At 48.1% G+C, this 26,806-nt stretch carries 19 protein-coding genes; 8 read left to right on the top strand and 11 right to left on the bottom strand.

What is annotated here, in order from left to right; translation table 11 throughout:
• Positions 1-530: 530 nt before the first annotated feature.
• Genes BUA49_RS10605 through BUA49_RS10585 form a run of 5 tightly spaced genes read left to right on the top strand, consistent with a single transcriptional unit; the run spans position 531 to position 7,035 of the window.
• Positions 531-1,478, top strand: a complete 948-nt coding sequence (locus BUA49_RS10605; protein ID WP_072797191.1) for a phosphotransferase — start codon at positions 531-533, stop codon at positions 1,476-1,478.
• A gap of 40 nt (positions 1,479-1,518) precedes the next feature.
• Complete coding sequence (locus BUA49_RS10600) at positions 1,519-4,128, top strand: RIFT barrel domain-containing protein (RefSeq protein WP_072797173.1); 2,610 nt, start codon at positions 1,519-1,521, stop codon at positions 4,126-4,128.
• Positions 4,125-4,715, top strand: coding sequence for an acyltransferase (locus BUA49_RS10595; protein ID WP_072797171.1), 591 nt, complete (start codon positions 4,125-4,127; stop codon positions 4,713-4,715). The genes BUA49_RS10600 and BUA49_RS10595 overlap by 4 nt, the downstream gene beginning before the upstream one ends.
• Before the next feature lie 9 nt (positions 4,716-4,724).
• The gene (locus BUA49_RS10590) at positions 4,725-6,083 is read left to right on the top strand and encodes a phenylacetate--CoA ligase family protein (protein WP_139248761.1); all 1,359 of its coding nucleotides are present in this window, start codon (positions 4,725-4,727) and stop codon (positions 6,081-6,083) included.
• Positions 6,073-7,035, top strand: a complete 963-nt coding sequence (locus tag BUA49_RS10585; RefSeq protein WP_072797167.1) for a glycosyltransferase — start codon at positions 6,073-6,075, stop codon at positions 7,033-7,035. The genes BUA49_RS10590 and BUA49_RS10585 overlap by 11 nt, the downstream gene beginning before the upstream one ends.
• Here BUA49_RS10585 and BUA49_RS10580 read toward each other — a convergent pair.
• Entirely contained in the window at positions 7,004-8,176 is a 1,173-nt protein-coding gene (locus BUA49_RS10580) for a hypothetical protein (RefSeq protein WP_072797166.1), read from the bottom strand. The two genes, BUA49_RS10585 and BUA49_RS10580, sit on opposite strands and share 32 nt — an antisense overlap.
• Positions 8,177-8,871: 695 nt before the next feature.
• Between BUA49_RS10580 and BUA49_RS10570 the strand changes: the two genes are divergently transcribed.
• The 3 genes from BUA49_RS10570 to BUA49_RS10560 all read left to right on the top strand — a co-directional run bounded on the left by BUA49_RS10570 (position 8,872) and on the right by BUA49_RS10560 (position 12,016).
• On the top strand, positions 8,872-10,041 hold the full coding sequence (locus tag BUA49_RS10570; protein ID WP_217650405.1) for a glycosyltransferase family 4 protein: 1,170 nt from the start codon (positions 8,872-8,874) through the stop codon (positions 10,039-10,041).
• Between the two features lie 62 nt (positions 10,042-10,103).
• Positions 10,104-11,045, top strand: coding sequence for a glycosyltransferase family 2 protein (locus BUA49_RS10565; RefSeq protein WP_072797160.1), 942 nt, complete (start codon positions 10,104-10,106; stop codon positions 11,043-11,045).
• Positions 11,042-12,016 (top strand): glycosyltransferase family 2 protein, encoded by a 975-nt coding sequence (locus BUA49_RS10560; protein ID WP_084063535.1) that lies wholly within the window; start codon positions 11,042-11,044, stop codon positions 12,014-12,016. The genes BUA49_RS10565 and BUA49_RS10560 overlap by 4 nt, the downstream gene beginning before the upstream one ends.
• 74 nt (positions 12,017-12,090) lie before the next feature.
• On the opposite strand, the gene BUA49_RS10555 is transcribed toward BUA49_RS10560, so the two are convergent.
• From BUA49_RS10555 to BUA49_RS10505, 10 genes are all read right to left on the bottom strand, one after another.
• Positions 12,091-13,539, bottom strand: coding sequence for an oligosaccharide flippase family protein (locus BUA49_RS10555; RefSeq protein WP_072797156.1), 1,449 nt, complete (start codon positions 13,537-13,539; stop codon positions 12,091-12,093).
• A 114-nt stretch (positions 13,540-13,653) separates the two neighbouring features.
• Complete coding sequence (locus BUA49_RS10550) at positions 13,654-14,967, bottom strand: O-antigen ligase family protein (RefSeq protein WP_072797154.1); 1,314 nt, start codon at positions 14,965-14,967, stop codon at positions 13,654-13,656.
• Positions 14,960-16,156: a glycosyltransferase gene (locus BUA49_RS10545; protein ID WP_072797152.1), complete on the bottom strand. Its 1,197-nt coding sequence runs from the start codon at positions 16,154-16,156 to the stop codon at positions 14,960-14,962. The genes BUA49_RS10550 and BUA49_RS10545 overlap by 8 nt, the downstream gene beginning before the upstream one ends.
• Complete coding sequence (gene asnB / locus BUA49_RS10540) at positions 16,153-18,048, bottom strand: asparagine synthase (glutamine-hydrolyzing) (protein ID WP_072797150.1); 1,896 nt, start codon at positions 18,046-18,048, stop codon at positions 16,153-16,155. Before asnB ends, BUA49_RS10545 begins: the two co-directional genes overlap by 4 nt.
• The gene (locus tag BUA49_RS18050; protein WP_228704450.1) at positions 18,048-20,393 is read right to left on the bottom strand and encodes a glycosyltransferase; all 2,346 of its coding nucleotides are present in this window, start codon (positions 20,391-20,393) and stop codon (positions 18,048-18,050) included. The genes asnB and BUA49_RS18050 overlap by 1 nt, the downstream gene beginning before the upstream one ends.
• Positions 20,390-21,478, bottom strand: coding sequence for a FemAB family XrtA/PEP-CTERM system-associated protein (locus BUA49_RS10525; RefSeq protein WP_072797148.1), 1,089 nt, complete (start codon positions 21,476-21,478; stop codon positions 20,390-20,392). The genes BUA49_RS18050 and BUA49_RS10525 overlap by 4 nt, the downstream gene beginning before the upstream one ends.
• On the bottom strand, positions 21,468-22,595 hold the full coding sequence (locus tag BUA49_RS10520; protein ID WP_072797146.1) for a GNAT family N-acetyltransferase: 1,128 nt from the start codon (positions 22,593-22,595) through the stop codon (positions 21,468-21,470). The genes BUA49_RS10525 and BUA49_RS10520 overlap by 11 nt, the downstream gene beginning before the upstream one ends.
• Positions 22,596-22,616: 21 nt before the next feature.
• Complete coding sequence (locus BUA49_RS10515; protein ID WP_072797144.1) at positions 22,617-24,443, bottom strand: carbamoyltransferase family protein; 1,827 nt, start codon at positions 24,441-24,443, stop codon at positions 22,617-22,619.
• A complete protein-coding gene (locus tag BUA49_RS10510; RefSeq protein ID WP_072797141.1) occupies positions 24,440-25,435 on the bottom strand; it encodes a polysaccharide deacetylase family protein in 996 nt (331 codons plus the stop codon). The genes BUA49_RS10515 and BUA49_RS10510 overlap by 4 nt, the downstream gene beginning before the upstream one ends.
• Positions 25,436-25,443: 8 nt before the next feature.
• Entirely contained in the window at positions 25,444-26,802 is a 1,359-nt protein-coding gene (locus tag BUA49_RS10505) for a hypothetical protein (protein WP_072797139.1), read from the bottom strand.
• Positions 26,803-26,806 lie beyond the last annotated feature (4 nt).

Raw genomic sequence — 26,806 nt, 5'->3', positions numbered from 1 at the left:
AGTGAACATATTATCGGAAGAGTTATCGCGGTATCCGGTGCTAGGGCGTGAAATGATGCGCGCCAATCTGTTGAAGGGTAAAGCTCGGGATGCGAACTCAAAACCAAAACCAGTACAAACGGAGATAGTATCGAGGACCGAAAACTAAAACCCAAGATTAGATCTTATATTTCACGCATCCGGGTAGCGAGTACATACTACAATGGCTTTACAATATTACTTTGGTTCGGTGCTGCTCTCGACCTCATTGCTGGACACTTTTTTTCGCAATATGGCACAATTGAGGCGGTTATTTTTATCCTGACCGTCTATTCAATTTTCAATATTCTTGATTGCTCGTTGACGTACATCCGCTCGGACAGCGATTGCCTTAGAGCTCTCTTCCCAGCTTAAAAATTTCACGAAATGATGAGTAATCCCTAACCGGAAACGCGCCCTGAGTAATGGTAAAACGATAACCCCGGTTTATATCTCTAGGCTTTAACATTAATCTATACAGCACACAGAGAACGGAGCTAAGCAATAAGGGTATGACAGGTCCTTTAGGTAGTAGTAGCCAAGAAACAGCAAAGATTCGGGTCAATCCCCGTAGCACTGGGATAATATCATCAACAACGTATGAAAAGCATACTAAGCACTCAAGCTTGAAACCTGAAGCTCAAGAGCTCGCTCGTTGTCAAAAGTTAGGCATTCATACCGAACATGTCTTTCCAGTACGTCTTATCGATTTTAATGAACAAGAAAATCGCCTCACGACCGAGAGAATTTCAGGGAATGAGCTTTTCCTTACTTTATGGAATCCGACCTATTTTTTTGGGCGCCTGAGAGGCCATAAGTTATCTGGTGTGGAGACGATTCTGGATCGCGTCACTGAAGTCGGAAGATGGTTGCGTAAGTACCATGAAAGCTCCGCCAACAGTCTGCCAGAAGGCTCGGATGGAGGTTGGATGGAGGCTGCTTTCCATAGAAAAATAGAAGACATACGGAAAAGTCGTCTAATCCCTGAAGCAAAACTGGCGAGAATCGAATATAAGTTTGGTACCGAGCTCATCAAACTTAAACAACCGGATTTCCTTTCATCTAACGGTGCGTTTCCTTGCCGTATTCATGGTGACTTCCTTGTCTACAACATCCTTATTGATAGCCAAAAAAACCTGCACGTACTCGACTTTGGAGATACGCGCATTTCCGGAAACCTTGAAGACGTATCCCGTTTTTACAGCAGCTTATGGGCGATCGCGCAAACGAACGGCACTCGGCGCAAGCTCCTTGGGGATCTACCTCAGCGTTTCCTGAAAGCCTATGGTGTATCGCCCGAGATAGCAGATACGCCCTACTTCCGCTGTAATCTGGTATACAATTTCCTGACCCATCTGGAAGGTCAGAATTACATGAGAGACCTTCTGTCCTGGAACTCGAACCGAGAGATGTCCCAGATTACCCGGGCTGGCATGAAGTGGGTTTACCAACAGATCTAAAGGCATTCGCCGCATTTAAGGAAAGGGATTCAAAGCAATTATGCAGCCAGTGCACATTAACCTGAAAGAAACCTCCGGCATTAAGCGCCGCCAGGAACCAATACGGCTTGGCATCCCATTTAAAAAAAGTTCAGTTTCCAAAACAACCGTGATTGGTTTGAAGTCCGCCGGCGGGCAACCACTGCCGCTTCAGCTTACTCCAACAAGCTATTGGCCCGATGGCAGTTACCGGTGGGCAACTGTTACCACTGCCGTTGATTTAGCAGCAAACACTTCAAGCACGCTGGTTTTGCAAACAGGTGAACTGAACCAGTCAGCTTCATCACATTGGGACGCGAATGAACTCATAGTAACCTCTGGGAACAACACATTTGAGCTCTTCGGCCACACCTTAGGCTGGCAGCGAGTCAGTGAATACACAAGCCAAACCTATCCTACACAAGTAGAGATGAGGGTTGCCAACGCTACGGTTTCTGACGAATTACTATCCTCTGTTCTGGACAAGCCATGGCAGTGTGTCGAAGATGGCCCCGTGAGCACAGTTTTAAGCACCCAAGGCTACTGGAAATCCGAATCAGGCCAGCAGTTTGCGCGGTTCACTTGCACGCTGAATTTTTACCATGGCAACAGCACCCTCAGTGTTCAGCTGTGCATTCACAACCCAAAAAGAGCCAAACATCACGGCGGGCTCTGGGATCTCGGCGACCCCGGTTCAATCAGCTTCAATTCTCTGACTGTTCGTATTGCTTGCCCCGACCTCGATATTGGGGAGTTATCGCTTACACCAAGCAAAGCAGCGCTGAAGTACAATGAGTTACCCTTAAAGATCTATCAGGACTCTAGTGGCGGTGAAAACTGGAACAGCCGCAACCACGTCGACAAAAATGGCGAAATCACCACCCAGTTTCGGGGCTTTAAGGTGACCGAACAGAACAAAGCGATCGAAGAAGGCCACAGGGCCAGCCCAACCCTTCGCGTCGCAGGAGGTGCCGACACCAACACCGCTAGCAATCGCTCAATTCAGATAGCCTACCCGCTTTTCTGGCAAAATTTCCCCAGCGCTCTGGAGGCAACTGAGAACGAGATGATTGTTCACCTGTTTCCGGCGAGAAAAAACCAGCAGTATGAATTGCAGGGAGGCGAACGAAAGACTCAAACAGTCCTCATTAGTTACGGCGTGGCAACAGAGCCCTTGGCCTGGGCGCACGAGCCACTAACCCCTACGCTGCAAGCACAGCATTACCAGGATACAGACGCATTTCCATGGTTTTGCGCAGTGGGTAACGACACAACTCTCAATGCGCTAATCAACAGTGGGCTGGAGGGAAGTAATAACTTCTTTGCGAAAAGAGAAAAAATAGACGAATACGGGTGGCGGAATTTCGGCGAAATCTTTGCCGATCACGAAACACTGTATCAAGCGGCTGACGAAGAACCGTTTATCTCCCATTACAACAATCAGTACGATGCTATCTACGGCTTCGCTCGTCAGTTCGCTCTTAGCGGCGACCCCCGATGGTTCCAGCTGATGGACAATCTGGCTCACCATGTTGCAGACATCGATATATACCATACCGAAGTAGACCGGGCAGAATATAATAACGGCCTATTCTGGCACACCGACCACTACCTGGATACATATACAGCCACTCACCGAACCTTTTCCCGACATAACGATACAAGCTCAACACCTGGCCAGACAGGTGGTGGTCCGGCCGCAGAACACTGCTATACCACCGGCTTGCTCTATCATTATTTTCTAACAGGTTCGACCACATCAAAAACAGCCGTATTAAAACTTGCGGGATGGATGGTAGCAACTCACGAAGGAACCGGCGGGTTTCTGGAAAGCCTACTAGCTGTTAAGAACCAGGACATCCCTAAGCTGAAAGCCTTGGCGAAAGGACAGCACGTAACAACGCACCGATATCCCTTTACTCGTGGAACAGGCAATTATCTGACAGCATTGATCGACGCATCAATCCTGGAACCCGACAACGCCTGGTTATCAAAGGCCGATACTGTCATACGTGCAACCATCCACCCAAAAGACAATATTGCCAAGCGCAATCTCTTGGACGTAGAAATCAGCTGGTCTTACCTAATTCTGCTTTCGGCGATCGCTCGTTACCTCAATGAAAAACGCGCGATTGGCCAATTGGACAGCGCATATCAGTACGCCGCCAGCTCTTTTATGGCCTACGCTGAATGGATGCATAATAATGAGAAACCGTTTTTGGCTAACCCCGAGCAGCTGGAATTTCCTAACCACACTTGGGTCGCACAAGATATCCGTAAGGCCATGCTAATGTTTCAGGCTGCAGAGTTCGCCCCCAAAGATCAGGAAAACCACTTCCAGAAAACTGGAAAGCGTTGGCTCATTGACACCTCTCAAATACTCAAAACAAGTGAGGAGCGTGAGTTCTCAAGGGTTCTGATTATCCTTATGCAAAATTACGGCCCCCATCTAATAAGCGCACACTCAAAACACGCCTCGATACCTCAGATTACCGCCGCTATCGCTGACAATAGCCTAAGACTAACTTGGAGCGGTTTGTTGAGTAAAATACTGCTGCGCTTGGGCAAAGGTATCTGCAACTTTAGCCCAGCCCGCGAAAAAAACTGGCTCAATGCGAGGTTGAACCGGTGATAAATTTTCGGCAGTCACTGAAGCGGGCGATCAAGACAGGTTTTCTGGTTTTGATTTTCCCTGTTTATGCCCTTTACCTGTTGCTTTGCCTGGCAGGGAACATCGACGCGGTGTTTATGTCTTTCTCCCAAGCGCTGAGCCTCGTTCCCGGAAAGGTTGGCATATATATCCGTGCTGCCTTCTACTGCCTTGCCTGTACAGATACCTCTGATGAAATTTCTGTAGGCTTTCTTACGATATTTTCCCATGCAGATACGACGATTGAGAAAGGGGTGTATATTGGCCCGCAGTGTAATATTGGAAAATGCATCATAAAGAAAGAGACTTTACTTGGCAGCGGCGTTCACATTTTGAGCGGAAAAAATCAGCATGGTTTTAATGATCTCGAACAATCGATTCAGAGCCAACCCGGAACATTTTACAAGGTTACCATTGGCGAAGATTGTTGGATCGGAAACGGTTCGATCATTATGGCGAACATTGGTGATCAGTCCGTGATTGCAGCCGGTAGCGTGATAGTGAATGACACTGAGAATTTGGGCATTTTTGCTGGAAATCCCGCAAAGTTGGTTAGAAAGAGAGCTTGAGGTAAAAAAGTGAACATCAAAGAGCGTATTTATTACTCATCTTCACCACGGGTTCAGAACTTCCTTGTCAGCCTTACCGGCAGAATGCAGTTTCCGAAGCGTTACGAAAATCTCGACTCTAAACTTAGAGAAATTAACGAGATAAATACGCTTAGTGGACGCGAAAAGACAGACTATCAGAATGAGAAAATAGAGAGCATTGTTCGTTTTTGCGGAAACAACATTCCTTTTTATCAGAGGCTTTTTTCTGATTATGGCATCAGCCACACTCAAATTTCATCTAAAGCTGATCTACAAAAGATGCCTGTATTATCTAAGAGAACTATAATTGATAATATTGATAGCTTAATTGACCCTTCAGCGCGGAATTACATTACCCAAAAAACCAGCGGAACAACTGGAACACCATTTACTATTCACATGAATAGAAATACTTATGAGTTAGCAATGGCATTGCTAGTCGACCACGAGATTCAGCACGGTGTGGATTTTGGTGCAAGAAGGGCAACATTTGCTGGAAGGCTTATAAAAAACTACACTGATAACAATCCACCATTCTTTCGCTTTAACAAATCAGAGAACCAAGCAATTTTTTCCACATATCATTTAAGCAATAAAACGTTAGACCATTACGACCGTGAGTTAGAAATGTTAAACCCGGAAGAGTTGATTGGCTACCCATCAGCAATTTATAACCTCGCAACGCTGTACTCTGAAAACAAAAAAACACCCTCTTTCAAGCCAAAGATTATTATTACAAACTCTGAAACACTATTTAGTTGGCAGCGAAGCGTTATTGAGAAGGTTTTTGGATGCTTAATATATGACTACTATGGCACAGCTGAGTATATTCTATTCGCAGGTCAAGATAAAAGTTTCTCATACATCGTTAATCCTATTCTAGGCGTACATGAAATTATTGACGACCAGGGTTTAGGTTCAGATTCTGGCCAAATAATAGGAACAACATTAACAAACACTGTAATGCCCTTAATTCGCTATGAAATAGGAGATATGGCAAGCGGCTGTGATAATTTCGCTATAAAAAACATTACTGGCCGGGTAGATGATCAAATACATACTCCAGATGGCAGAAGAATTGGTAGGACCGGAGAAATTTTTGGTTTTTTTGAAAATATAAAAGAAGCTCAAATAATTCAACATAGAATCGACTATTGCGAAATTCTTATTGTGAAGCTTTCGGAATCAGCATACGTACCTGAAAACCAAATAATGGATAAATTTCATAAAAAATTTGGAAAAGACATGATCATTAAAATAGAATTCGTAAATAATATTGAAAAAAGTAAAAACGGAAAATTCAAAGCAGTAAAATCACACATTAAAGGAAAAAAAAATGGGCTTTAAGTTTATTAGTGTTATTGTTCCCGCCCACAATGAACAGGAATATATATCACAATGCTTAGAGTCACTTGCTTCTCAGGACTACCCAACAGACAATTACGAAATTATTGTTGTAGACAATAACTCAATAGACAAGACACAAGAAATAGCCCTACAATTTAATGTGCAAATTATCGAACAAAAAACTGGCCCAGTTGGTAGAGTAAGAAATGCGGGCGCAAAAGCTGCTAAAGGCGAAGTCTTGGCGTTTATAGATGGCGACTGTGTAGCGCCTACTGACTGGCTTTCAAAAGGAGCTAGCTTGCTCCTTGATAAAGATACTGTCTGTGGAGGAGGCTATCTACTCAGGCCAAGCCCCTACTGGATAGAGAAAGCTTGGTTGCTAGAGAATAAAGCGCCTCCAAAAGAACTCTTAGGGGGGTGCATTTTTATTAGAAAAGATGACTTTTTCTTAGCCGGGCCGTTTGATGAAAAAATCACATCTGGAGAGGACACGAAGCTATCAATGTCCCTGAGAAATCAAAACTATAGCTTGATAATGACCGAGGAGCTGGATGTCATCCATCTCGGCAACCCTACTACACTCAAAAATTTCTTTTTAAGACAAATATGGCACTCCGAAAATTATCTTCAGAATTGGCATGAAACAGTAAAAGATCCAACTTTCTATTTTCTTATTCTTTTTTTAATCGGATTTATTAGCCTTCTTACTGGCACGATCTCTGAAAATATAACTGCCATGCTAATATCAACAACAATAATCACTGGCACTCCTCTAATTTTCACAATAAAACGGCTGCGCAGGTCCAGAAATATTGATCGAAATCTACGCAACCTACCCGCTATTTATTTTTTGGACTTCATTTACCTCAGCGGTCGTCTTCTTGGCCTTGGTAAAAGTACATGGAAAGCATTCGCGTTATTTATTCCACCTCAAAGCCGACGGGGGGACTAGGGGGAACAATCGTAGTTGAGTCCAAATAATCAGGAATATCAGTTCTTATAATAAGATCATCAATCGCATACCATTCTTCGTACCGATCTTCATTCGGATAGGGGCGGAAGAAGTCATTGCCACCAATAACAACGAGGTTCCACTTCGCGTTCTCGTTCTCTGTTGCGGACGAACGAATCCATGGGATTTTTGTGCTTCGGAAAATTTGCTTATCGTTCATCCATTGACGGTAAATTCCGTCAGTAGCGTTCGGAGCAGAATTCATCTTCACGTAGAAGCCCATCTTGGTCCACGATTTACCTGGGCCATAAATTTGATCGTGCGTGATGGAACCAGGAGTGCTGGTTGTAATGAAACCGCCGTTTAAGCGGTCTTCAATAATGGGCTGAGTGTTATTAGGCCCCATACCTTCAAGAAGACCACTGAAGTTTAGGTTAAAATCTCCAGAGCTTCCCGATGATATATAGCCGCCAATATCCTTTATATCTTCTACTGCAAATTTGTAGTTGTCGCCGTGCGGGCCGCCGCGAAGTGAATTTTTTAGGCGGACACCGTAGTCGTTTAGACTGTAATCCCATAAGGCTATGGGGCCGAGATTGCCGCCCGGAAACCCATTATATTCAGACGGTTTGCCATTCCAACTGGAAATCCGAAAAAGCTTTGTAGTATTCTTTGAAGCTCCGCCTGTATAAGTTCTCGTCCAGTCTGGAGAGAAACTTACCCAGAACTCCACATACAGCTCATCATACCCTTCAGGAAAATACTTCATCAGTATCGACTCTGATGCCCAGTTCTTCCAGCCCTCGTCATAAGACTTCCGCCAACCGACGAAGCTCTTACCTGTCCCGCCTCGGGCTTTGTCAGCGTTAGATGCTAGAATTTCGATTACTTCATGTTTATCTGGATAGCCTGTGGACGGTGCCCAGTTTGCCTCTTGGCGAGCTGAGAAATACCCTTCTGGGATGACGTCACCATCAACAGCCCTCTGGACTTGTTCCGTCGTGTACATTCCGCTCGTCCAGTCGGGCTGATCGTCAAAGTTATCTTCAAAAATAACTTCAGAATGAACCAGCGGGGATGCCAGAAATATACCGGCTGCCAATAAAAAGGGGGCGGAAAATTGCGTTTTTACCAAGCGCATAATAGGTTCCTTGCTACATTTTAGCAGCCAATGTTTTCCAACGAATTACCAAGTTTATTCTCGTCCTTGAAAACCAAAATGGTTTCAGGGTCAAAGTACTGTACTGCACAGCCCAACTACGAGTTACCTTATCTTAGCAGCAAAGGCATCGCCAAACGTGTTGTTAACTCGTGTGAAGTTGAAGGAATTGATTTCTACAGTGTAGTTAAATCGTTCCTTCTGTTAATATTTCTTTACATAGACCGACCATGGATGGATCGTAATGAAAGCGATCGCCGTTTTAGTAGCCGCTCGGAAGCCGCCGACAAAGCTTTTTTTATGCTTAGATCATCAACGTCTAACCTCATTGTACTTGACATTAATCCTCATCGCGAAATGCCGGATCAGCTTTTTCGTCAATCCAATTGAGGCTGTTTACAATCTTAATTTGCTAAAGTTTGCCCAGATCTTCGCAGAGCTGACTGCTCGCATTCAGAAAGGTGTCAGTCAAATCACTAACGGGTTCAAGCCCAATATAACTCTGGCTCATGGTAGCACCAGCACGAGATGTGCCACCATTCCCTATTTATCACAAGCAAACTTCCATTGGATACTTGGAAGCAATCCTTCAGGGTGGACGCTTTTATTCACCTCGATCAGAGAATCAATATCTCGGGTGAACTGCGTTCTAATCCGGCACTACACTCCATAAAGCCATGAGCCAAATTAAATCGCATAAAGGTAAGGAAAATATGAGGAAAATCTTGTTACTCTCGGAAATTTTTCCGCCCACTCACGGTGGGAGCGGGCGCTGGTTCTGGGAAATTTACAAGCGATTTCCTTCCGGCAGTGTTCAGGTGCTCACTGATCAACATTCAGATGGCGAACCACCGGATAATCAATTTCCACATAGGGTAGATCGAAGCACGCTGCGATCGCCTTACTGGGGTATAGCGTCCTTTAAAGGTTTGGGGTTTTACATTCGCTTGTGGCGAAAAGTAGACCAACTCACCCATGCGCACTCTATCGAACAGGTTCATTGTGGGCGCGTTATACCGGAGGGCTTGCCAGCGCTATTTAACAAGTTGCGCCGGGGCATTCCGTATACCTGTTATGTACATGGTGAAGACGTTGAAGTTGCCCGAACCAGTCGGGAAATCTCTATGCTTACCCGGTGGGTGATGAATCACGCTGAGAAGGTTATCGCCAATAGTGAAAATACGGCACAGATACTTCGTTCTTGGTGGGGTTTAGAAGACCAACTGGTCACCATGACGCCCGGAGTGGATGTAGATTGGTTCAGACCCGCACTATCCCAAACACAAAATCGCTGGCCTGATAGACGAACAATTCTAACGGTCGGCCGTCTCCAGAAACGAAAAGGTCAGGACATGATGATTCGTGCACTACCGAAAATACGGGACCAGTTTCCGTGCGTGCATTACTGCATTATTGGAGGCGGGCAAGAAGAGGAAGCACTGCGAGAACTAGCCGCCGAGCTGGATGTCAGTGATTTAGTAGAGTTTGCTGGAGAATTAAGTGACCTGGAGATGCTTGAGTGTTACCAGCAGTGTGACCTGTTCGCACTTCCTAATCGAAGAGTGAAGAACGATGACGAGGGATTTGGAATGGTTCTCCTCGAGGCGCAGAGTTGCGGCACGCCCGTTTTGGCTGGAGATGCCGGCGGCACTGGAGAAACTCTTGTGCCTGAAAAGACAGGTGTGATTGTTGACTGCACAGATCCTGAGCCACTGGCAAATGCGGTGAATGATTTGCTTAGTGATACGTCGCGACTTAAAAATATGGGTACCGCAGGGCGTTTCCATATGGAAGGAAATTTTAGTTGGGATAAACTGGCGGCAAGGGCGATAGAGCTATTGCAGTAAGGCTTTCAATTATTGTAGTTAAAACAACAACTGGCTTAATAAGCTGTAGAGGATGACGAACCTTGAAGGACTCAATTTCAGTCGCAATCCCTGTCTTTAATCGAGCTGACTGGATCACCAAGACACTGGACCAGATTTTTTCGCAGAGCATTCCTGTAGATGAAGTTGTTCTTTGTGATGACGGGTCCACAGATAACCTAGAGCAGGCGATTAAACACTATAAAAATAGAATCAAAGTCATTCGAATTGAGAACAGCGGCCCTGGTATTGCTCGCAAGACAGCTATTGAGAGCAGCCACGGTGATTGGATAGCGCTGTGCGACAGCGACGATTTCTGGTATCCCAATCATATCGAAAACTTTTCCAACGCCCTAGTTAAGTTCCCAGAAACTAATTTTTACTTTTCGAACTTTGTAACATCTGATCACCCGGATAAAACAAAGTTTGAGTTAGCTCCAGATGGATGGATGAAACGGCTGACAGGTGAACCATGCAGCGAAACGTCACGCTACCATCAATGCACCCCCCCCTTCTTGAAATCCCTCTTGGAATTTCAAGCCTGCTTTCCATCTTGTACAGTATTTAGTCGTAACCTCTATCAGGCTTCAGGTGGAATCACTGATCGCGTATCCCGCTGGGCCTCGGAAGATCTGCACCTGACAGCGAGAATGGCCGCAGTTTCAAACGCGGTTATCGGCACAGAACAGACTGTCCTGATAAACAAACATGAAGGGAACTTTTCTGCAGAGTATATTCGAAATCTTGAGGGCGAACTCCTTGTACTACGTGATCTTGTTGAGCATAGGCTTGTTCCTGACTCACTGGCAAACATCCTAGAAGAACAGTTGAATTATTATCCTGTTCGATTATTCCGCTCCTATTATTGGGCATCTGAGAATAAAAAAGCTATTGAAATCGCAAAGGATATTCCGGCATACAACCTTATTATAAGAGATCGAATACGGCTGTTGATCGCATTGATACGTGGAGAGTTGGAGCCATGAACTGTCAAAACCACTTAGAAAGCAGTAGTCATCGGCGTAAGGATACTCCTTTTTTTAGCGTTATCATGCCATGCTTCAACTCAGAGGGCTATATTTCAGAAAGCATTGAATCAGTGTTACAGCAAACGGAAGAAGATTTTGAATTAGTTGTCGTTGATGATTTTTCCACTGACAACTCCAGAAAAATCATCCAACGTTTTGCTGGCCAGGATGACAGGGTTATCTATACTCAAAATACACGAACTCGAGGTGCATCGGGCGCCAGAAATCACGGAGCACATATCGCTAGAGGAGAATGGTTATGCTTCTTAGATAGTGATGATATTTTTCGTGAATATTGCCTCGAGAATCGGCGTAAATGTATAGAGTTAAGTAGTATAAATTTCTTTTCTTCTGATTTCTATCGCTGGACTAGTAATAGCAAATTGATCCCGCAGTCAGTAGCAAACATCCACTGGAAACATTACTTCAGCCAACCAGATATTGATGGTTTAGTAGAAATTACAAATCCAATCGAAGTTTTTTTAGAGGGAGTTGTAGCCTGGACCGGAGCTGTAACACTTAGAAAAAGTTTGTTTATCGAACTCAATGGTTTTTTTGAGGGGCTAAAAAGGGCTGAAGATCACCATCTTTGGCTGCGTTGCATTGCGCTTACAAAAACAATCGGTTTGATCAAAAAACCAGACGTTCTGTATCGAATCAGATATGATGGCTTATCGGGTGGGATTAACAGAAAGACATCATACGTAATTAAAATGTATGATCTCCTGCTAGAAGATCCACTTTTTTCAACCTATAAAAAGGAAATTAATCATAACATTGATCGCTACTTATATCTTCTAAGTCTTTCCGGGAGAGAGCAGCGACAATGGTATCGTGCCACGCATTTCGGCCTAAAATTCTGGCTCCGTGCGCCCTTCGATAAAAAGAGGTTTAGAAATTTAATCGGAGCTTGCCTCTACTTGAAGTAGATCATTTTAAAATAAATTAGGTAACCTAGTACTCATTAAATTTACTTATTAACTTAGATATTCTTATTAAACTTTTAGGAAATTTTACCTTTAAATATGCCAAAGAGCTTGATAAGTTCATCACTTAAAGGATGTTTAAAAAGGTAGAGTGCTAACATCCACACTAGGGGCAGGATCCCGAGAATCTGCAAAAAAGACACAAAAGGAGAGGTCATCTGAAAGGGCCAAATATATGAAATCCCTTGAATAGCCAACCAACATACCGATGCCGTTAATGCGCTCGGAATTAACGCCATGACGTGTTCAAGAATCGGAAGACCTAGATAGCGTTTAAGGTATGCATAGGAAACGAGGAAATCTATTGTTCCTGCAAGAATAAAACCGTAACTGACGCCCTGTAAACCGTAACTATTGTATCCAACAATTATTGCGGTCAAAAAAACGGGAAAGACAATAAGTTCCTTACTGAACATAGCGCTTTCAAAGCCTAATGTGATAAGTGTCTGGGGTAAAAAAACATGAGCCGACCGAAAAATAGCCCATAGTGCTACGACAGATGCTAATGGCGCCGAGAAATCCCATTGTTCGCCAAACATGAGACGAACAGCCGGGAGGCTGGCAACACTAGCAACGATTAAAACTGGCCACAAAACTCCAGTAATCAGCTGTGATGCATTAGTATAAGCCTGCACTAGACTTTCGCCTCGGTTATTTATATCCGCTAAATACGGGGCAGCAACTGGATTAATACCTGAGATCACCAAATCTTGGAGAAAAACTACAAAGCCCAAACCTCTTGAAAAAAGCCCCACTTCTGTAGGTGACCCCATTTTACCGATGACCATGTCAGGTGCAGTTTGCTGTGTTCGTCGCAACACATTACCTAGTGACGTATATATGCCAACTTTGGCTATAGGACGCATATTTTTAAAGCTTGGTGCGTATACTTTAATATCACGACTAGCATATAAAAACATGACGGCACGTATCGCTACTGACGCTAACATGCCATAAGCTAAAGAAAAATAACTGAAACCCAAATAAATCAGAATTACAGTTACTATAAATTGAGTTAAAGCGGCACATATATAAACCTTTGCCATAACTCCGAACTTGAATTCTCTACTAAGTAGCGCATGAGGAATGCTAATGTAAGGTGCCATAAAGAACCCGACAGACAAAAGCAAAAACACTAAGAAAAGCCCCTTTATGTCGAAATATATCGAGAGTGGGTACGACGAAAAAATAATTAAAAAACCCATAGACCAAGAGATAAGTATGGTCAGCCCATATGACGATCGAATTTTCTCACTCGTTAAAGCTTTCTCCCTAATTATATACGAGTTTGCTCCTAAAACTCTAAACTCGGCCATAATCATCACAACTGAGCTGGCGATGGCAAATGTACCTATCTCTTCAGGCGAGAGCAAGCGAGCAATCACCATTGAGCTAACGAGTCCAATTCCCATTAGCAAGTATCGTCCAATGGAAGAATAAATAATCGAGAGTCTCACATTTGCCATATTACCAATGCCAATTGGTTAAAATTTGAAATAATACGACTTAAAAATTAAAGCTATAATCAAAGCGATACTAAGATTGCCCAGGGTGCTAATTTACTTCGCCCTCTGCCTTTTTTATCTCTTCGGAACTGATTTTTGATTATTAGCTTGTAAGTAGTAAATGTTCGAACTAACCGCAACAAACAAAATGAGCCAGAAAAGCAATTCTGACCTCGCGCGATTAATAAAACTAGCAGCTACTAAGAAACTAATTAGAGCCCCCTCTAACGCGATCACTTTAAAATAGGCTTTGTAATGGTCTTTTTTCAGCAAAAACTGCTTTGTTTTGTGGGATAACTTAAGTGTTGAACTCAAAAGAAACAAAAACAAAACAGGGCCAGGCCAGCCTATTTCACTCAAAACTTGAAACCAACTCGAGTGCACTGCTTTTCCAGTAGATCGATTTTCGAAATAGTGCTCTGGTAGATAATTAGAGCTTAACTCAATAAATCCATTAATACCGACACCTAATGGATAATCGGCCATTACATCAAATGTGGCCATCCAGAACTCAATTCGGTGAGATCCGCTCTTCGCGCCATCGTCCACTTCTTGTATGGTTTCCATGCGCGACCAAAAAGCCTCATCGGCTAAATATAAAACACCGAATACACCCATAATGATAATCAATGCTGCCGTCATTCTCTGACCTTTTATCTGATATTTAGAAAATACCATATAAAAAATAAAAACCATCCCTCCAACCACAGCGCCCAAAAAGGCACCTCGACTATTAATTAAAACAACTCCATTTACTATAAAAATTCCACAGAAGACTGCCAGCAACTTAACTTTTTTATTGCCCATCCAAGCCATGAATATAAGTAAAACCAAAGCCGGCACCATAGCTGCGGCAGTCATATTTCCATCACCGCCGGTATCGACCATACCGATTCCTTCGACCCTTCCGTCAGCATTACGTCCAGCAGAGTATGCAAGATAACCGATATATGTTACTCCAAATATATACACCCATAGACAAGCATCAAGCGCCTTCTCTGAATTTATTAACTTATAGGCTACAAAGATTATGATTATTAGTTTTGCAAAATCATAAGTAAAACGCTTATGCAGCTCTAAGGAAACCGCGAAATTGAACATTAAAAAATACATTAGTAATATGACTAACATCCATTTAAAACAAGGGTGTGTTTTCCAGGAAGCTTTAAGCGACAACTCCTTGTATTTTGTTGCCAGCAAAAACAACATAAGTATCGCACTGATAAACGAGTATTTTAGTCCGGGTATGCTTGCGGACCACCAGCTGTTATCTGGATTTATAAAATAGACCAACTGGTAAACAAGCACCGATAAGAAAGGCGCGAAAAACAGCGCACCGAAGATCCCCGCAAAGAACAAAAAAAGGAAAAGCAGCGCAAACTTACCCATTATTTATTCGACCCCTACTGCGGGGAAAAGAATATAGAGTTGGATTAGCGTTACGATAGATTTTACTGTAATGAAAAACCATCACTCCTGCGCTAAACCGCTTATCAAAACTCAGCCTTGCAGCCTTGCCCATGCTCTGTTTAAGAATGAGATTCTCGTAGAGTTGCTCAATAGATAATGCGAAAGATTCCGAATCATCTGGTTCTACTAACAGGCCCGTTACTTCATCCTCTATTATTTCAGGGTTCCCCCCCACCCAAGTAGCAATCGCAGGTATCTCCAGACTCATCGCTTCCAGTAATGTCATCGACGTGCCTTCTGTGTGGGAAGATAGGAGGAAGACGTCCATAGCGGCAAGGTAGTGAACAGGGTTGTTAATGAAACCAGTGAATATCGTTCTCTTAGTGATCCCGAACTCGCTTGCCAGCGATATCAATTTATCCTTGTCTGGGCCATCACCAACCATCAACAAATAGCTATCTGGCTGTTTCTCGGAAAACTGCTTAAACGCTCTGAGCATCATGGCTTGGTTTTTAACAGGATCCAGCCTGGAAACGGTACCAACAACAAAGGCAGTTTTTGGGATCCCTAAGCTATCTCGTATCCTGGTCGCTTCTGCCTCATCCCGCTCCAGTGGAGCAATACCATTGTAGATGACCTGGATCTTCTTTCTCGGTATGAACTCATACTTTACGAGTGCATCCTTGGTCGCTTTGGAAATTGCCAAAATAGATGGAGTGAACAGCGCCATTACCGGGTTAATAAGCATAGCTTTATAGCGATACCTGTCCGGATAAAAGCGGCCGTGCTCGGTAAACACCACTTTGGCACGTGTAGGCAGTGCCGCTAACCAGCCATACATCCAGGGCGTGTACTGATGGCAGTGCACAACATCAAATCGCCCTTCCCTCAGATGCTTTCGGATTGCCTTAATCAGCGGCCAATCAAACCCCTGCTTGCGCACAACTTTATGAACGGGGACACCAGACTGCTGCAGTGTTTCGCCAATAGGCCCAATGTGGCCATCGATACACAGGATTTCAGACTCAACGCCTTCACTGACCATTCCTTGAACGAGCTGCCGGATAACCTGCTCTGTGCCACCAATTCCCATATTGAAGGTAATATGCAATACCCGCAGCGGCTTTTGGGGTGGCATTGTAATTGCATTGCTCTGTTCAACCGTCATGCGTTCACCTGATACTGCTGCCACCAGAGTTCAAAGACCAATAGCGACCAAAGCTCCTGTGTGAACTGGTCATCCCCTGCCAGGTGTTTTTGCCATAGGTTACGAATACCGGCAGATTCAAAAAAATTCGCGACACCGCTATTTGGAGACAACAAAAGTTGCTCAACAGTAGGCTTCAGCTCACGGCGAAGCCACTGTGCCAATGGCACAGAGAAGCCCATTTTCTTTCGGTACAGAATGTCTTGCGGCAGCATACGTTCAAAGGCTTTTTTCAGAACGTACTTCTTTTCTTTGCCGTGAAGTTTTAGGGCCGCTGGTATCTGCGCAGCATATTCCACCACCCGGTAATCAAGAAGCGGGGCCCGGGTTTCCAGCGAGTTCGCCATGCTCATGCGGTCTACCTTTACCAGAATATCCCCGGGCAGATAGGTTTTGATGTCCGTATAGAGAATGCGGGAAAGGTGATCGTCCGTGTCGGCATTCTGGTAATGGGCGCGGGTAATATCCGCAGGGTCGTAATCGTGGGTCTCCCGTTTCAGTTCACCCTTTACAAGATCGTTCCACACATCTCTGCGAAAGAAGCTGTTCGTGATAAAGAACGCCTCATCCGGCTCCAGAGCCAGAGTTCCCAGGAGTGATTTGGCTTTCCGCGTCGGGCCGGTATTTACCAGTCCCGCCAGGCGAGCAAGCCCGGGGAACAGGTTATGGCGCAGTGCCGGGGGAAACATACCCCGTAATCGGTTTTCGACTTGGTCTGTGTAATATTTGCTATAGCCGGCAAAGTTCTCATCACCACCGTCGCCAGCCAGTGCCACGGTGACTTCCTGGCGTGCCAGCTGTGATACGAAATACGTGGGAACGAAGGAAGGATCCGCAAAGGGTTCATCAAAGAAGCGCGCAATGCTGCCAAGGCTGTCCGCCACATTGTTTTTTACGGTGAACTCGTGATGATCTGTGTTGAATTGCTCGGCCACTTTTTTGGCCCAGTGCACTTCATCAAACCGTTTTGAATCAAATCCTATAGCGCAGGTTGTCACCGGCTTGCGGGTGTGGCCCGCCATTAACCCGACAACCGCACTGGAATCAATTCCGCCGCTCAGGAATGCCCCAAGAGGTACATCGCTGACCATACGCAGGCGAACCGCATCGTCAATCAGGTTGTAGAGGCCATCCTCCAGTTCATCCAGGCTGGCACTTGAAGGAGAGCCGAAAGACACATCCCAATACTGCTCCTGGTATGTGTGGGTTCCATCTGTCATTAGCCAATGGCCGGGGGCCAGTTTGTGGACGTTTTTGTAGATGGTTTTCGGATCCGGGACATACTGGTAGAAGAAAAAGTCTTTGACTGCGTCGTGGCGCAACTCGGTTTTAACGAAGGGCGCCGGTGTTAACGCCTTTAGCTCAGAGGCAAACGCAAACTGGCCGTTGGCTTCGTAAAAGTACAAGGGCTTTTTACCAAGACGATCCCTTGCCAAAAACAGTTTGCGGGCAGTGCGATCCCAGATGGCCAGAGCAAACATGCCATTGAGCCGTTGGAGGCATTCAGGGCCATGGATTTCGTAGAGTGCGAGCAGAACCTCTGTATCGGTTCGTGTGCGGAAACTGAGGCCCTGGCTGATAAGGTCGTCACGCAGTTCCTGAAAGTTGTAGATCTCACCGTTGTAGGCAATCACATAGCGTTCGGAGGCAGATACCATGGGCTGGGTTCCCGCATTACTGAGATCAAGAATGCTCAATCTGCGATGTACAAGCCCAACTGCTTCGTCCAGCCACGTTGAGCCAGCATCCGGCCCGCGATGAATGATTGCCTGCCCCATGTTCTCAAGCCAGCGCTGATGGGCATCCCGATCAGGCGTTGAGGCAGTGCGCAGGAAGCCGGCCAGTCCACACATTAGCTGACGCCCCTTTGAGGCGAGGGTATGTCTTTGACTTTGCCCGTCAGCTTCCGGAACAGAACTTCATACTCATTTGCCATGCGGGCAGCTGAGTAACGTTCATTGACCATTTCCCGGGCATTGTGGCTGAGGGCAGCCGCCAACTCGGGATCACCGAGAACTTGCTCGCAACACGCCGCCAGCACGGCCTTGTCACCGAACGGTGCAAGCAGCCCGGTTTCGCCATGTTCCACAAGCTGATCTACACCGGGGATGTCATAGGCGACCACCGGAACACCCACTGCCATGGCCTCCATCATGCACCGGGGTATGCCTTCCAGTGAGGAAGTCATAACAAACAGGTTGAACTTTGAGAGCAATTCCAGCCGGTCGCTGCGAAACCCCAAAAACTGAACAGCATTACCGCTGCTCAGTTCTGCAGCCTGACGTTCCAGTTCTTGTCTTTGGCTGCCATCACCGAGTAGCTGCAACCGAAGGTCTGGCTCCCGTTGATAGAGCTGGTCATATACGTCGATAAGATCAGGTATGCCCTTTCTCGGGATCAACTGGCCGATAAAACCGATGATTCTTGAATCATTATCAGTGTTTTTGTCTTGAGGAAGGCTGGCTAGGGCTGCATCAATTTCCTTGAGATCAACCCCGTTCCGGATAAACGAGGTTTTGGTTTCGGGCACTTTGAATCGCTTCATATCGTCCATCAGCTCCTCGGAAAGAGGAACTACCTGGTCGAAGTAGCGAAGCATGTGGGTGCCGATGCGGATAAAGGTCGCAAGTTTAAAGCCAACATTACCAGCAAAACCGTGAGGTGTGCTCACACAGGCAATACCCGCTCGCTTGGCAGCGAGTAGCCCCAGGATGTCGGATTTGTATCCGTGGGTATGAATAACGTCAATCTGGCGGTTACGAATCACTTCACACAATCTCGCGACCACTCGGAAATCAAAACGCCCCTTCATATCAAGATAATGGACTTGCTGGCCATCATTACTGGGATAATATTCAGCCACAGACAGGTCTTGGTCAGGAGATTCGCGGGTCACCGCCAGGTCGCAGATAACATCATCACGGTTAATGTTGTTGGCGAGCGCCAGAACCCAACGCTCTGCTCCGTAGAAGCCGGCTGGAGTAATGAATTGAAGTACTCGTAGCTTACTCACTTGCATGTCACTCTGAACGTCCCCTGTTTCTGTGTTTCTGGCACTGTTCCACGTTACCTGGGTTCTGCCCTGAAGCGCTTTCACAATACCGCGAACAGCATAGCCATTAACCATCACAAAATAGTAAGGCGTGGCAATCCAGGCGGGTAGCTTGTTGCGGTTAACGGACAGATGCCCTGCAAGCGTGAGCACTAATATCAATACTGTACCTGCAGTAACAAGCTTGAACAGGCCAAAGCCCGCAAAAGCCAGAATAACGCTACCGACAACGCCGACGAGCAGGAAAAGTGGAATTAACCAGCGCAGCAGTTTGTGAGAGATAACTTCAAAGGCGAACACCCCGGTTTTCACCGGGTTCATTACCCGCCCTACCCGCATCAGGCCGCGGATGCTGCGATTTACAATCCGCTCCTTTCGGGCCACTTCCCGGTCGAAATCGCCGGCGGTTTCTTCAAAACAGCGGGCGTCGGCATCGAACACCCCTCGGTAACCTTTGGCGATAATCTGCAGGGGGTTCACAAAATCGTTGATGTCCTGCTGCTGCAATGGCTCCCAGAGTTTGGTGCGAATGCCATAAATAGCGCCGTCTCCGCCTACGACGGAATGCAGGCGGGATTCCATGGCTTTGATGGCCAGCTCGTAGCGCCAGTAGAGGTTTTCATTTTGCGCGCTGGCGCCCTCATTGCCATCGGTATAGAGGGCGGCACCCACCACGTAACCCACATCCAGATCTGCGAAGTTACGCACCAGTTTGCTGATCGCATCGGTGGCGTACAGGGCGTTGGCGTCGCTGAATACGGTGATGTCGGCCTTGATCTGCTCCATGGCCAGGTTGATGCCCATGGTTTTACCCAGCCGGCCTTCCTGGCGGATGAGCACTATACGTTCATCCTCAAACTCTTTTACCGCCTCGTCTGTGCCATCGTCCGAGCCGTCTGATACCACGATGATCTGAAGTAGCCCTTGCGGGTAATCCAGTTCCAGGGCGTTCTGTAGTTTTTCCCGGATGACTCCCTCTTCGTTGTAGCAGGAGATAACCAGAGCAACCGAAGGCTTCTGTTCGCCGCGACGGTGGGTGATGTCTGGCAGGCCCCGGGTGAGCAGCCACAGTAATGCCGGGTATCCGAAGTAAACGTACACGGGAACCGCAAGGCAAAGCAGTGTTAACAGCAGTACAAACGTCATAAGGTGATGTAGCGCCTGAGTTTTGGGCCGAGCCAGTTAGTCATTGTCAGCGGCAACCGCCGCCAGATGTATTCAATAAGGGGCCTTAGCCGGGACAGGCCTGACGGGCCGGTGCCGTTTGGATCAACACTGGCTTTCTTTTGCACGCCATTGTGGTATTCGCTCCATATAAGCTCGTAGGGCTGAGCGCCCCACTGCTTTTTGAAGCGATACGTGCCTTCACCCAGAGTGGAACGGCCAAAATCGAAGCAGGTGTATCCCAGGTCGCACACGTGGCTGAGCAGTGTCCAGTACAGGAGCATATTGGGGGCCAACCGGTTGAACTCTTCCAGTGTCGACGCCCAGGGAATGCAGGCCTGTTTGCCACTGAGCAGCACAATGCCCGCACCTACCGGTTTAGCATCCTGGAAAACAACGGCGATCAGCATCTGATCGTCATAAGCGGCCTTCAGATCTTTGAACCATCGCAGGCTATGAACGGGTGAACCTAACCGGCGCATGTTTTGGCTGAACACGTCATAAAACAGGTTCACGGCATCCGCTTCGGAGCACAGCTCCGCCCCGAGCCCGTTTTTCTCCGCTTTGCGGATCTGGCTGCGCAGCTTGGGCTTGTAGCTTTTGAATAAAGCTTCGCTGTTTTCAGGTAGTTCACACAGCATTCGCACTTTCGTCTGTGCGGGTAGCCCCTCGATGGCCTGCTCGGTTTCCAGCGCCGCCCCGCCGGCGCGGATTTCCAGGGTTTTGATGCGATTTGTTTTTGCCAGTGTGCTGGCTTCTGCAATCAGCTGTTCCCGAATATCAGCGTTGTCCGCAAGTACGCCGCCAAGGTCGCAGAATGGCAGAGAAACCAGGCTACTGGCTCCGAGGGGCGGTTTTACCTCCACCAAAGGCAGCACACCACACAAGTTCCCGTTGCGATGAACACTAATCAACCAACCGGTATGGCCATAGGCGCTCTGCGTTGCGTGCAGCCAGGCACTGCTGTGATAAGGCGTTGCCCGGGGGTGGCCAGCCACATACTGGTCGTATTCGCTTACCGGGAAAGCGTTGAATCTTGACGCCCGGGCCTGGAGTTCAGCGTTCATGGCCGGCACTAGCCTCCCCGAGCCAACGGTTTCTTGCCCGCCGCGCAACGTCTTCAAGCTTCAGTTTGAAACGAGGCCGTTGTAAGGCGATTTGAACCAGATTGCGGTGAAAATGGCCCAGATTGGATTTGTAGCGCTCATCCCCACCCATAAAATCGTAATAATGAAAGCCGTGATGGCGATAGTCTTCAATACACAGGCTGTGGCCCACTAACCCCGGCTTCAGGCGATTATCGGTTTCTACAGACATGCCGCCGAGATAAAAGTACACCACCTGGTTGTGTAGCAGATTATAAAAGCAGGCAATTTGCTCATCGCCAGCCATCACAGAAATCAGATCAACGCCCCCTTCAGGCCACTGTTCACGGATTAACTCACGATGAAACCGCACGAAATCCGGGTTGGCAAATCCGCTCTGATCAGGGCCATGCCCCCAACGCTCCAGGTGCCTGGGGCCTATGGCATCAAACACGGCCAGCGCGCCCTCTACCGAATCCGGGCGTACCAGTTTCACTTCGCCGCGTTCGCCATAAAGCCGGTGAGCCCGGTTGATCTGGTGACGGGTATTGCGTGAGAGCGTATCCAGGTAGTGGCCACCGCTTCGGCGCAGGCCATCGAGATCGACACCAAAGCAGGGTGCTTCCCAGCGCAAATGCTTGTACAAGCCGGTAATCCGGGCATATCGATCCGCTTCATCGGCATCAATGGCGCCAAGGATAAACTCATCCCACCCCGGCATGGCACTGCACAGGTGTTCCAGGCAGGCTTTGGCAACGGCATCTTCTTTGCCCCGCTCCGCCAGGAATCCGTTGTACTCGATCCAGATCTGGTCCAGCAGTTTGTGGCCGGTCTGATGCAGTCGCAGGCAACGGGATTTCAGAACACCGTGGCGGCGCTCATCGGTTTCTACCACTAGCCCGAGCCCAACCAGCCTCTCTCCTTCCGTAACGCGAAGAACGATGGCATCTGGCTTGTAGACACTTAGCCAGTGCCCCAGCCATTGCCAGGAAAGAAATACCGTGAGTTCCGCACGATGTTCCAGATCCAGCCAGTCGTCACGCAATGTTGCGCAAGCGTCGACTGGCTCTGTTGTCACTGTCAGCAATCCTGCTGTCATGGCGTTACATCCGTTACCAGATCAGTGCCCCGGGTTCGGGTGTTTTACCAGGAATGGGCCTATCGCAAGATAATCCAGCGCGCCTTGAATGAAGGCTCTCACACCGTCCTCCGGAGAGTTGACGATAGGCTCTTCATGCATGTTGAAGCTGGTGTTAATCAGGCTGGGGATACCACTGAGCTTTTCATATTCTTTCAGGATGTCGTAGTAACCCGGATTGGCTTCACGCTGGATAAGCTGGGGCCGGGCTGTGCCATCCACATGCACAGCAGCCGGGCAGTTTTCGCGCATGAATTCGGTACAGTCAAAGGTGACCGTCATGAACTCGGCTGCGTGCTCGGCACCCTTGATGTTGTGATAGCACTTTTCCCGGGCTTCGTAGAGGGTAACCGGGGCAAACGGCATGAACTCGGTGCGGCCCAGGCGCTTGTTCAGCCACTGGTTCACCTCTGGCTCACGGGCATGATAAAGAATGGAGCGATTGCCCAAAGATCTGGGGCCGTATTCCATACGGCCGTCAAATCGTGCCACTACTTCGCCGCTGTGAATCAGCGCTGCAACCTCTGCGGCAAGATGCTCGGGCCGGCGATATTGAAGCTTCTCGGCCTTCAGCGCCTTTTCGATCTCGGCTTCGGAATAGTCCGGCCCCATGTAGGCGTTGGTGATAGAGGGTTTTACCCCGCCCGGCCAGCTATGGTAGAGCGCAGCGCCCGTGCCGCAGCCACCATCGCCCATATTCGGGTAAACGAAGATGTTGTTCACACCTTCGATTTCAAAAATGCGCTGGTTCAGTTTTACGTTCGCGGTTACGCCGCCCGAGAGCACGATGTTGTCGATCCCGGTCTTCTCTACCCAGTAGCGGATATAGTTGGTCGCCACTTTCTCGAGCACATACTGGTAGGCGGCAGCCACGTCAATTTTCGGAAACTTCGACGCGAGATAACGGGAGAAGTACACGTTATTGGCTTCGTAAATCCGGAAATCTCCAGGCGTCTGTTCAATACGGGAGAGCAGGATATCCCCCAGGATGCTCGGATCACCGTAAGACGCCAGGCCGACAATTTTGCCTTCGTGGCGACTGGGTTTGAACCCGAGGCTGGAGGTAACATGCTCGTACAGCGTACCGAGGGAATTCGGGAACGGCAGGCCGTGCAGGCGATGAATTTTGCCATCACGGGCCTCACTGACAGAACCGGCCAGCCCGGAACCATAACCATCCAGAGTCACACAGAGCGCGCGCTCATAGCCACTGCAAAAAAAGCTGTTTGCCGCGTGGGACAGGTGATGGTCCATCCGTTTGATGGAACCTGTCCAACCCATTTCGCTCAGGCCTTGAGTAAGCTCCTTTTCCCATTGCTGGAATGACTCTGTGGCACCTTCGCCCCATTGCCGGGAGGACTTCAGGGCCGCGTTGTTGGAGGCCAGTTTCTGAACGCCCGCCATGTTGTAATAGGAGTTGTGCAGAAACCCCTTTTCCATAATGGCGTTCGGGTGCTCAAGGCCGTGAATGGGCTCATTACGATCAGGCACCCGGCTCAGCGCCTCTTTGATTTGTGGGCTCAGATCCTTGGGCTGAAAGGTTTTTATAAAGGCTTTCTCATCCTCAAGGTTTTTTGTGAACAGCTTTTGCTCGTTTTCCGCGGTGAGAAACGGATAGCACACCTGATCAAAATCGCTCATGGAGAGACCGGTGTATGAAAGCGCTTTTTCCAGAGCCAGGCGCGGAAAGCCTGACTGTTGTTTAACTCTGGAAAAACGTTCTTCGCCGGCGGCAAAGAGAATGTTGCCGTCCTCTACAATTGAGACGGTTGAATCTTTGTCTAGCGGGGATATCCCGAGCACCTTCATGCCTTACTCTCCATATACTTGCGGATGCGATTCGGCGATGACGCCTGCCCGCCTAATTCATTAAAAAAGAAATCGAAAAACTGTCGAAAACTGTCCAGAAACGCCTTTAGCTGGGCCTCATTCTGAACGTAACTGGTATTGCCGGGCACGACGCTGGGGCTGTGAAAGCTCCAGGTAAATGTGCGCACGCCCTGTTTGTAGAGCGCCCTTGCGAGTTTGATGTGTTCTGCTGGCGTGAAACCTTCCGGAGACAGCATGAGCCTGTCGACCGCGCCGATCCGGGATAAAATCCCTGGCGCTTTGAACTTACGCAAACGCTGTGCAACCTCGAACAGCGGAATCGCCACGGGATGCGCCCAGCCGATAAAGCCTCCGGTACAGGGAACCTCCAGAATGGGTTTATCCGAACCGCCGAACCAGAACGGGTGCGCATCGAATCTGCGATAGTCCGGGCCGCCGTCTGCCCGGGAATCCAGAGGTGGACAAACGGACAAATCAATACCGAACCCCAGTTCCTGAAGAATGCCTGTGGTATTCGGCCCAAAACCATATCGCCCAGCCTTGTAGGCCACAGGTGCCTGGCCAAAGTTCTGCTTGATGGTTTCGCTAAGAATCCGGAGTTTCTCCCGCTCCAGGGCTTCGGGCAGATTTCCGGGATACATGTTTGATCGCGTCACTTCTTCTTCCTGGGGTGGATTCACCCAGGGATGGAGGTGCGCTCCGATTTCGCACTGTCCTTTTTCTGCAAACTGCTTCAGCAACTCATAGCCCTGGGACTGGCTGGCCACCGGATAATCAATAACGTAGCAGGGGCAAATGCCATATTCGTTAAAGATTTTCTGGGCGCGATCGATGTGCGCCATGGCAGAAACCCGGTTTGCGTTGGCGTCTGGTTCCGCGTTCCAGTCAAACTCCTCTTCGGTGTCGATCACCACAATCAGTTGTGGCGGTGTCTCCGGAGGTAGTCGTATTTCCTTTTTTTGTTCAAACATAGTTGTGATCAACGTAGCCCGCTTAATGCGAAGCCGCGACTCAGTACAAAGCGCAGCTCGAACTGATCCTGATCGCTTCTGGCTGCTAACTTTGAGCGCAGATAGGATTGCCTGAACTCAACGCCGAAGCTTGTATTTTCAGCCAGCTGTCGTGTCCAGGCGGTGGTAAACCGGTGGATCTGATCAACAATGACGCTGGCATCTTCATCCGCATCACCTTGCCAGCTATACCCGAAGTTCAGCCGCTGTAACGCGGTTAACTGAAATCCCAGATCAACACCCACACGGTACTCGTGAGTAGTAGCTCCGGATAACTGCGACTCGAGGATAGAACCCTCTGCATAGACTCCAAGGTTGCAGACATCACAGACCTGTTGGGTATTGTGGGTAATCAACAGCGAATCAACAACGGAGAGATCTCGCAGCTTCACAGTGTCCGGCAGAAAGGAGAAAACAGGTGGCAGGTTCAGGGAAAGATCGGTGGCGCTGTCCGACATGCTGCGCTCGTATTTTATCGACGTACGCCAGTCAGATGTTACCCATCCGCGCTCCACAAAACCGGTTACCGCATCGTATTGGCTCGTGGTTCCGCCGGTGTATTCCGTGTCCGCGTTGCTGCCGCCGGCACCTATGCTGAAGTACCCGCTTTCCATCTGCAGGTTGTAGACCAGCTGCGCGGAATCAATGGTGATATCAGTACCACGTTCGTCAGACCAGCTGCGGCTAACGTTCAGGCTGCCCGTGGAACGCTCACTCAGCCTTCGTGAAAATTCACTGGTGGCCGTATAGGACTCCTGGTCGTTGAGAGAGTCCTTACCGAAACTACGACCTGCCTGGGCGGAAAACCGCAGTGTTGAAAGCTCGCCTGGATAAAAACGCAGCCCCGCGCCCGCGCTCAGGGTATTTTGGGTGTCGTAACTGGAAGGATTGACCACAAAGCCTGTGTCGTTACGCACGGAGCTGACTGTGTGCCCGAGATTAAAATCGAAGCGGCTACTGGGGTCAAAGTGCGTATACCGGGAGGCGCCGGTGATGGAGCTGTTGTCCGTTTGATCTCCGCCGGCTGTGTCCCGGCTGGTTTCCAGAGTTCCGCCATATTGCAAAGCAAGGGAGTTGGCGCCTCTTTCCAGAGTACCGCCCACTTGCCCGGACAACCCGACGCTGGGTTCGGTATTAGTGTCGGTTGACGTACCCTGGTCCGTTCGGGTGTGCGTAACGCCGGTAAACACCGAGGCCGAACCGGAGAGTGTTTTGACACTCTCACTGAGGCTCTGCGCGGTTGCGCCAGAGGGCCAGGCTATGCAACAGGCACCAAGGAAGAACGTGGTGAGGCTGTATTTGTTTGCAATCCCTGCTCTGCGTTCCATGGGG

The sequence above is a fragment of the Marinobacter antarcticus genome, from assembly GCF_900142385.1.
Lineage (GTDB): Bacteria > Pseudomonadota > Gammaproteobacteria > Pseudomonadales > Oleiphilaceae > Marinobacter > Marinobacter antarcticus.
The sequence above is the reverse complement of the archived record's forward strand: the minus strand, read 5'-3'. Positions and strand labels throughout refer to the sequence as shown.

Excerpts from the sequence above, each read along its gene's own strand:
- BUA49_RS10605 (WP_072797191.1), top strand. The coding sequence starts at position 531 with ATGACAGGTCCTTTAGGTAGTAGTAGCCAAGAAACAGCAAAGATTCGG.
- BUA49_RS10600 (WP_072797173.1), top strand. The coding sequence starts at position 1,519 with ATGCAGCCAGTGCACATTAACCTGAAAGAAACCTCCGGCATTAAGCGC.
- BUA49_RS10585 (WP_072797167.1), top strand. The coding sequence starts at position 6,073 with ATGGGCTTTAAGTTTATTAGTGTTATTGTTCCCGCCCACAATGAACAG.
- BUA49_RS10580 (WP_072797166.1), bottom strand. The coding sequence starts at position 8,176 with ATGCGCTTGGTAAAAACGCAATTTTCCGCCCCCTTTTTATTGGCAGCC.
- BUA49_RS10570 (WP_217650405.1), top strand. The coding sequence starts at position 8,872 with ATGAGCCAAATTAAATCGCATAAAGGTAAGGAAAATATGAGGAAAATC.
- BUA49_RS10560 (WP_084063535.1), top strand. The coding sequence starts at position 11,042 with ATGAACTGTCAAAACCACTTAGAAAGCAGTAGTCATCGGCGTAAGGAT.
- BUA49_RS10555 (WP_072797156.1), bottom strand. The coding sequence starts at position 13,539 with ATGGCAAATGTGAGACTCTCGATTATTTATTCTTCCATTGGACGATAC.
- BUA49_RS10550 (WP_072797154.1), bottom strand. The coding sequence starts at position 14,967 with ATGGGTAAGTTTGCGCTGCTTTTCCTTTTTTTGTTCTTTGCGGGGATC.
- BUA49_RS10545 (WP_072797152.1), bottom strand. The coding sequence starts at position 16,156 with ATGACGGTTGAACAGAGCAATGCAATTACAATGCCACCCCAAAAGCCG.
- asnB (WP_072797150.1), bottom strand. The coding sequence starts at position 18,048 with ATGTGTGGACTGGCCGGCTTCCTGCGCACTGCCTCAACGCCTGATCGG.
- BUA49_RS18050 (WP_228704450.1), bottom strand. The coding sequence starts at position 20,393 with ATGACGTTTGTACTGCTGTTAACACTGCTTTGCCTTGCGGTTCCCGTG.
- BUA49_RS10525 (WP_072797148.1), bottom strand. The coding sequence starts at position 21,478 with ATGAACGCTGAACTCCAGGCCCGGGCGTCAAGATTCAACGCTTTCCCG.
- BUA49_RS10520 (WP_072797146.1), bottom strand. The coding sequence starts at position 22,595 with ATGACAGCAGGATTGCTGACAGTGACAACAGAGCCAGTCGACGCTTGC.
- BUA49_RS10515 (WP_072797144.1), bottom strand. The coding sequence starts at position 24,443 with ATGAAGGTGCTCGGGATATCCCCGCTAGACAAAGATTCAACCGTCTCA.
- BUA49_RS10510 (WP_072797141.1), bottom strand. The coding sequence starts at position 25,435 with ATGTTTGAACAAAAAAAGGAAATACGACTACCTCCGGAGACACCGCCA.
- BUA49_RS10505 (WP_072797139.1), bottom strand. The coding sequence starts at position 26,802 with ATGGAACGCAGAGCAGGGATTGCAAACAAATACAGCCTCACCACGTTC.